Genomic DNA, 7,644 nt, shown 5'->3' with positions numbered 1-7,644 from the left:
CTATCCCCCCTCGAACAATGTTTATCTTCGATGGCTGGACACAGAAAACGCGTGACAGCAGGTGTTAGAGGTCTTGCAGGAGCCGATTCTGGACTGGTTCAGCCCACACCACGCAGCCGATCAAAATAACAACAGCAGCTAAATACTTAGGCAGTAGCGGTTTTGAGTACCAAAATCTATGCTTGTTGCGATGCCTTTATCCCCACCAGCAGAGCAAGTACAAATAGGCTGAGACGCATTTAACAGATGATAGTCCACTAGCGGTGATAGCAGATAAAGACTATGACAGCAATTGCTTGGCGCAATATATCACGGAACGTGATGCTCAGGTCTTCATTTCTTCACTTGTCAATGCCAAATGGCCTCGTCATATTGACAGATCACTCTAACAGGACCGCAACAAGATTGAACGATTCTTCCATGGAATCAAGCATTATCGTTGTATTGCTGCCGCATACGCCAAACCGCTTGATTCTATCTTAGCCTTTATTCATCGGGCTGCTGCTAGCATTCTTTTAACCTAATTGTCAACTCATCTTGCCAGGCAAAGTAATTGATTTAAATTTTACCGTCAGCTCCGTTAAAGAGGCTTCTACCCCCATCCGTTCGAGCGAAGAGGCGCCTACAAAACCATGGGCACTGGTTTTACTTAAAATCTCACGTACGTCTTCGGGAGTATTCACCGGGCCGCCATGCGTCAGGAAAAATATATTTGGGTTTACCTCCGCCGCGGCGTCTATAATTTTTTGGGTGCGTTCAATGGCATCATCCATGGTACAAGTGGCCTCTACTACGCCTATAGAGCCACCCACGGTAGTTCCCACGTGCGCAATAATGGCATCGGCCCCAGCTTCGGCCATTTGCCGGGCTTCTTCGGGTTTGGCTACGTACACTATCGAGAATAAATCCATTTTGGAGGCCAGTTGCACCATTTCCACTTCTTTTATAAACCCCATGCCGGTTTCTTCCAATACATTCCGGAAATGGCCATCCACGATGGAGTGCGTGGGGAAATTATTAATGCCGGAAAAGCCCATTTCTTTTACTTTTAGTAAATGGTGCCACATCCGGCGACGGGGATCGGAGCCGTGTACGCCACAGATAACCGGCACTTCTTCTACCACCGGTAGTACTTCAAATTCGCCAATTTCCATAGCTACGGCATTGGCATCGCCGTAAGCCATTAAACCGGCGGTGGAGCCGTGCCCGGCCATCCGGAAACGACCAGAATTGTAAATAATAATTAAATCAGCGCCACCTTTCTCAATAAATTTAGCGCTAATACCGGTTCCGGCACCGGCGGCAATAATGGCCTTTTGCTGATTTAAAGTAGCTTGCAAGCGATCTCTTACTTCTTGTCGGGTGTAAGGATTTCCTTTCCCGGTCCATGGATTTGGCATAATGATATAATAACTTGTTGTTTAATTATCTACTTAAATAGAAGAAGGGTTAAATTTAAAACCTTATTTTAACAGCATACCCACTGCATCACCTGCTTTACAGAGCAGCCGGGCTAATTGATTTGCTTTTATTTATTAGTGTCGGTATATTTTAAATCAAAGTCGTACTTCACTATTACTTGAATAATAAGGCATTTAACTTTTCGCAATTATTTTCAATAGTTCCTGCACCAAAACCTCTGCAAACCGATCTTCATTAATGTGGGCATCTACATCCAGCAGCTTAACAGGTTCGCGGGCATGTTTTTTAATTGAATTGAATAAAGCTGCATTTGCTTCGGGCGCATAAAATAATTTACCTGCGGCGTCTAACTGCGATATTCCTTTTAAGGGTAAAATAATGGTAGCACCGGCACTAGATTGATTGACTTTGTTTGCCAGCCTTTCGCCCAGCACTTCGTTTTCCTCGGCATTGGTGCGCATAAGGGTTACATCGGGTGCCCAACTGTACAATTTACGTGCTCTGTAATGGGCAGGAACGGTATCTAATTGGGCAAAATTTACCATATCGAGGCAGCCCGGCACCACTACCTGCGGAATGCCCACAGCGGCCGCGGCCGTTAACCGCTCAGGGCCGGCACTTAAAATGCCGCCGCACAATTCATCGGCCAGCTCGGTGGTGGTAACATCCAGAACTGCTTTAAAATAATTTTCTCTTAATAACGCTTCCATGGTACGGCCGCCCACGCCGGTAGCATGAAAAGAAAAAACCTCGTAGCCTTTTTCTTTTAACAAAGCACTGCAGCGGTCTACACAAGGCGTGGTATTGCCAAACATGCTAATGGCAATGGCACCGCCAGCAGTACTACGTGGGGGAAGAGAAACCCGGCCCATGGCACTAATTGCCGCTGCCGCCTGGCTAATCAATAATTGACTCATGCTGTTTAAGCCGGCCAAATCAACTACCGAGGGCATTAAGGTGATATCTTTTATCCCAATTTGCCGGAATAAATCTTTGGTGGCCAAAGTGGTTAAACAAAGTTTAGGAATACCCAACGGAATTTCCTGCATAGCCGAAAGCACAATATAAGTGCCACCACCGCCACCCATGCCTATTACCGCTTTTATGGTACCCGCCTGCCTTAAAGAGGCCACAATATGGGCGGCCCCCTTCCCCATTACATCAACGGCATAGCCCCGGTCTTTTTTTTCGCGCAGTTCGGTTATGATAGTTCCGGCGCCCTGTGCTACCTGATCTGCCTCATAATCTACGGGGAAATAATCGGTTGTTCCCATAACGCCCGTATTAATGGAGATAACTTGTTCGCCCTGCGCCAGCAGGCACGCGCGCAGGTAAGCAAAAACTTCGCCTTTGGTATCGAAGCAGCCCAGCATTAAAATACATCTGTCCGTAGCAGCCATTTTGTTCATGTTGCCTAAAATTTAACCGATTCCAAACTTAGCGGTTTTTGTTTATTTATGCTCACCGGTAATTTACATAACTAATTTAACCTTGCCGAAGAGGTCAGCATTTAAGATTTAAATATATAATTAATAAAACATATAAAATTTCCCAGTCCCGCTGGCGCAATCCGTGCTTCTTTTTTAACTTCTTTAATACCTTATGCTGAATGGCATATATCGCAGCTAAATCATTGGTGAGGGCCATAATGCATTATATTAGATATATATACTAGAATTTAGAAAGGAGCTGTAACCATTACATATGTAACTAATAAAATTTAAGCTCTCGGTTTTGCCGCCTATTTACATTTAATTTACGAAAAAAATGGGTAAAATCTTGTTGCTAAGTAGCTAGCCTCAAATTAAATACAATTACTCTTTAGAATTTCGAATTAGGTTATAAGGAGCCATTTTACCAAGTTGAGCTTTATAACATATGCACTTTACTAAGAATATATTTTTTTATTTAACAAAAAAGGTGTAGGATTTGGGTAAAATGGGGTGCTAAACTACTTCACCAAGTGCATTTAGATGCTCTTTGGGAAATCCTTTAAAACTTAAAAGAAAAAAAGCTCTTCGGTCTGCCTATTTTATATTGAGTTGAATATAAAATATATTCCTAGATCCATTTACGAATAAATTTTGTAGGATTATGCATAATCAAGGGCTTTTAGTCACCAATTACCTTAAAAACCGAGCACAGCTCAAACCTGCTAGAAGTCAGTTGCGACTTTAAAAAGTTTCCAGTAAAACGATGTAATTCCATTATCTTGCGTATACTTCCTAGAGTTGTTTAGTTAAGTACTGGTAGACCAGTGGTATCTCCTAATTGGATTTTTGAATATAAGCTTCAATGGTCACGGGACTTTTATAGTTAATTGATTTAAAGCTAGGAAGTAAGGCCGGAAATTGTTACCCTTGACTTTTAATAGAGGCCGTTTTCCCTTTTTGGCAATTTCTACATGAGTAATGATGTTACCTGCATCTATGATGTGTTGGGGAGGTTCTTTTTCTTTCATCATGTGATAAATATCCGTATTTAGCCAGAAGTTAGGATGGTTAACGTTTTTTACCACTTCGGCTGCTTCTTAGAGCGTATTAATAAAATGGTCTCGGCCCTATTTAGGCTTTCAAAAATTTTTTCATTGCTTCTGTATTGCCAAATTGTTCGGCCCGCTCCTAGGCCAGACGTGTTACTTACTCATACGGGTATTTCTGCCGTCTCGTATACAGGGCCGCCCAATTAGTTAGGTGCAACTAAATAATAACGGACTTCCAAGCCTTCGCGCATACTCTGGAATGAACTTACCGGCAGCTTCGCCATTTTATCAATAGCGGTTATTGTCTTTCAAGTTTTTCTCTCTTAATTCTTAGATTCACAGCTCAATATTGAGTTAATAAAGTTATATACCAAATCATTCCCTCATACTGCTCACTTAGCCTGATCATCTTTGAATTAAAATTTGTATTTAAAAAGTAATTTTAGCTATTTGGAGAGAAATTATCCAATTCCAACTTTTGCTCGTTACAATTGTACCCACTTAACTATACCGATGAAGTACTCTGGAAACGCCTCAAAGAAGGCGATGAACAGGCCTTCTCCGCCATATTTGAGCGGTACTATAGTATTGTATTTAATTATGGAAAATCTCTAAGCTCTTCCCCTGAACTGGTAAGAGATTGTGTTCAGGATATTTTTGCAGAGGTATGGCTGTATCGGCTATCACTGGGAGAAATAGGTTCTATAAAAGCTTATTTATTAGCTAGTGTGCGCAAACGTATAGCCCGCCTGTATGAGCGGGATAGAATCTTTAGAAACACCTCTCCGGTCGAAGAGGCGGATTTTCTTCTGGATTTTACCATTGAAGATCGCCTAATCATTGATGAAGATATGGCCCTTAGGGTCAAACACCTCAATGAACTCATCAATTCCCTCCCCTTACGGCAGAAAGAAGCACTTTATCTTCGCTATTATCAGGGAATCAGTGTAGAGCAAGTCGCCGAAGTTATGAATATTAATTACCAATCGGCCGTAAATTTCCTTTACAAGGCACTTCAACAACTTCGGAGGCAGTGGGCTGGACAGTTTGCACTTCTTCTTTATCTACTTCAGATATAAAAATTTAAAAAAAATCAAAATAAAAGGGTATCCATTTTAAAAGGTGTCCTCTCCTACTTTGAAACCTCAATCAGATGCAGCGAGACGACTACAGCCAGATCGAAGATTTTCTTGACGATGCTTCGTTCAGGGAATGGGTACTTCACAGCCATGATACTACTAACTGGGCGCAGTGGATTAATGAAAATCCTCACAGATTTCATTTGGTCCGGCAGGCTCAGGACCTTCTTATAGCAATTAGAGTTGATAAAACGTTTGTTTCCCCAACTGAAACGCAAGATTCTTTAACTGCTACCTGGGAAAAGATAAGACTTCGGGAGCATAATTTTCAGCAGGAAAAGCCCCTGAGTTTTCCTCTCTGGTGGAGAGGAGTGGCTGCCGTGTTTATTTTAGGCCTGTTCTTTGGATTGTACCAATTCTCAGGTACCAAATCTGAAGAAGTTACTATTCCTGTATTAACCGAAATAGCTGATAATCTGGTGCAGCAAACCAACCAAACAGACAAGCCTCAACTGATTATGCTATCCGATGGTAGTTCCATTTTGCTACAACCCAATAGCACCCTTAGTTATCCTAAAATATTCGACCTTTCTGAACGTAGGGTTCATTTATCGGGTGAAGCCTTCTTTGAGGTAAAAAAAGACCTAAACCAACCATTCCTGGTATTATCAAGCAATATAATTACCAGAGTAGTAGGCACAAGCTTTCGAATTAAAACATATGATAAACAACCTAATGTGGAGGTAATAGTCCGTACCGGCCAGGTTAATGTTTCTTCAAGCGCCCACATATCCGAAAGAAATATAACCCTCTTGCCGAAAGAAGGATTGAAGTATAATAAGAAAGCTCAGAAGTTTGAAAAGCTGTCTAAACCTTTACTAGAACCTTCTGCTACAGGTATTCTCCAATTTGAGGACTATAATTTCGACTTTAAAGATTCCCCCGTGTCGCAGATATTCTCGACTATTGAAAAAGCCTACTGGGTCAGGATCGAATTCCCTCTACAAGCTTTAAATAATTGCTACCTATCCACATCATTGAATGATGAGCCACTGCCGGCAAAGCTTAAAATCATTTGTGAGAGCCTTGGTAACAATACCACTTATGAAATAAAAGGACATACTATCAGAATAATTTCACAAGGTTGTAACTAAACTATACTTGCCCATGAACTAAATCTTATATAAACCAAAAAGCGTCGAAAGGGTGCTACCATTCCAACGCCTAAAAGAGCTCCCAAATCTTTTCTTCTAAATGCCTCGCCATAAGGCATTATGGGATTGCTTTGTCAATATGTAAAAATTTACCAATAAATAACGGAGTCAAATCTATGAAGAAATCTTTGACCAAGAAAAAACTATTGTATAAAATCCTTAAGTTGTCCTTCGGGCAATTACTCTTACTTGTTTTGTTTTCGAGCATAACATTTGCCACCCACGTTACAGCTCAGGAAATTTTAGATAGAAAAATTACCATTCAGGTAGTAGATGTTCCCCTCGTGCGGGTTCTGGAACAATTTGAAAAGTTAACAGAAGTTAAATTTTCCTACAATTCCCGAACCATTGACCTGAAACGTTTGGTAAGAATTAATGCTAATGAGGAAGTGTATGCTACTGTCCTGGATCGTTTACTGACTCCCTTAAATATAAAGTATAAGCAGGTTAACAACCAGATAGTTCTGCAAAATGTAAGCCCGGTTAACAGTCCCCGTGAACCCCGTAAAACTGCGGGCAACTTAGAGATAGAAGAAAAAAAAGTTACTGGAAAAGTAACCGACGAAAAAGGAGAAGCGCTCCCTGGTGTAAGCGTAATATTAAAAGGAACTCAAATAGGCACAATTACAAATACTGAAGGGATATTTGAAATAACTGTACCAGAAGCAAATTCAACACTTCGGTTTTCCTACATAGGTTTCATCAATAAAGAAGTAACCATAGGCGCTCAGTCTAATTATAATATCACCCTTGAGTCGGATATTAAAATGCTGGATGCAGTAGTGATTACCGCACTTGGCTTTAAAGAATCAGCCGACAAGCTTGGATCTACGAGCTCAAAAATATCTGATAAAAGTATTGCCGTCTCCGGAGAAACTAGCCTGCTCAATAAAATGGCCGGAAAGGCATCAGGCGTTTTTATCGGCAGATCTTCCGGAAGCGATCCAGGGGGTGGATCTTTTGTGCAGATAAGAGGTGCCAGTACCTTATCCGGAGGGTCACAGCCATTGTATATAGTAGATGGTGTACCTATTAATAGCTCCGTTCATGGTGGCACGAATATTCGCGGTGTCGTTCAGCAATCGCGTGTAAATGATATCAACCCGGAAGACATCGCTTCTATACAGGTTCTGAAAGGAGCTTCAGCCGCTGCGCTCTGGGGATCGAGGGCCGCAAATGGGGTTATCGTAATCACAACAAAAAACGGTTCTTACAATGATAAAATGAGGATATCGTTCAAAACAAGCTACTCCTTAGATGAAATAAACCGCTACCACGAAAGGCAAACCGATTTTGGGCAAGGTGATCAGGGGAAATTTAATCCGGCCTCCGGAAATGCCTGGGGAGACAAAATAGAAGCAAGAGCCGGTGGGCCCGACGAAATAAATACATCAGGCCAGTTTTTTGAGGGCTACCAAACAGGAAAAAAATATTACCCCATTATCCG

The 7,644-nt window shown here is 41.6% G+C and carries 5 protein-coding genes; 3 read left to right on the top strand and 2 right to left on the bottom strand.

Going from position 1 to position 7,644, the window contains the following annotated elements:
• Positions 1 to 527: 527 nt before the first annotated feature.
• Together ACO1R6_RS05010 and ACO1R6_RS05005 are read right to left on the bottom strand one after the other, a co-directional pair.
• Positions 528 to 1,400 carry a phosphoenolpyruvate hydrolase family protein gene (locus ACO1R6_RS05010; RefSeq protein WP_486262721.1) on the bottom strand — a complete coding sequence of 291 codons (873 nt, stop codon included), beginning with the start codon at positions 1,398 to 1,400 and terminating at the stop codon, positions 528 to 530.
• Between the two features lie 195 nt (positions 1,401 to 1,595).
• Positions 1,596 to 2,831 (bottom strand): Tm-1-like ATP-binding domain-containing protein, encoded by a 1,236-nt coding sequence (locus ACO1R6_RS05005; RefSeq protein WP_486262719.1) that lies wholly within the window; start codon positions 2,829 to 2,831, stop codon positions 1,596 to 1,598.
• Positions 2,832 to 4,395: 1,564 nt separating this feature from the next.
• On the opposite strand from ACO1R6_RS05005, the gene ACO1R6_RS05000 reads away from it, so the two are divergent.
• From ACO1R6_RS05000 to ACO1R6_RS04990, 3 genes are all read left to right on the top strand, one after another.
• Positions 4,396 to 4,983, top strand: coding sequence for an RNA polymerase sigma factor (locus tag ACO1R6_RS05000; protein WP_486262717.1), 588 nt, complete (start codon positions 4,396 to 4,398; stop codon positions 4,981 to 4,983).
• Between the two features lie 74 nt (positions 4,984 to 5,057).
• A complete protein-coding gene (locus ACO1R6_RS04995) occupies positions 5,058 to 6,137 on the top strand; it encodes a FecR family protein (protein ID WP_486262715.1) in 1,080 nt (359 codons plus the stop codon).
• A 176-nt stretch (positions 6,138 to 6,313) separates the two neighbouring features.
• On the top strand, positions 6,314 to 7,644 hold a 1,331-nt coding region (locus tag ACO1R6_RS04990), incomplete at its 3' end, for an STN domain-containing protein (RefSeq protein ID WP_486262713.1).

Source organism: Adhaeribacter sp. (assembly GCF_057359045.1).
The sequence above is the reverse complement of the archived record's forward strand: the minus strand, read 5'-3'. Positions and strand labels throughout refer to the sequence as shown.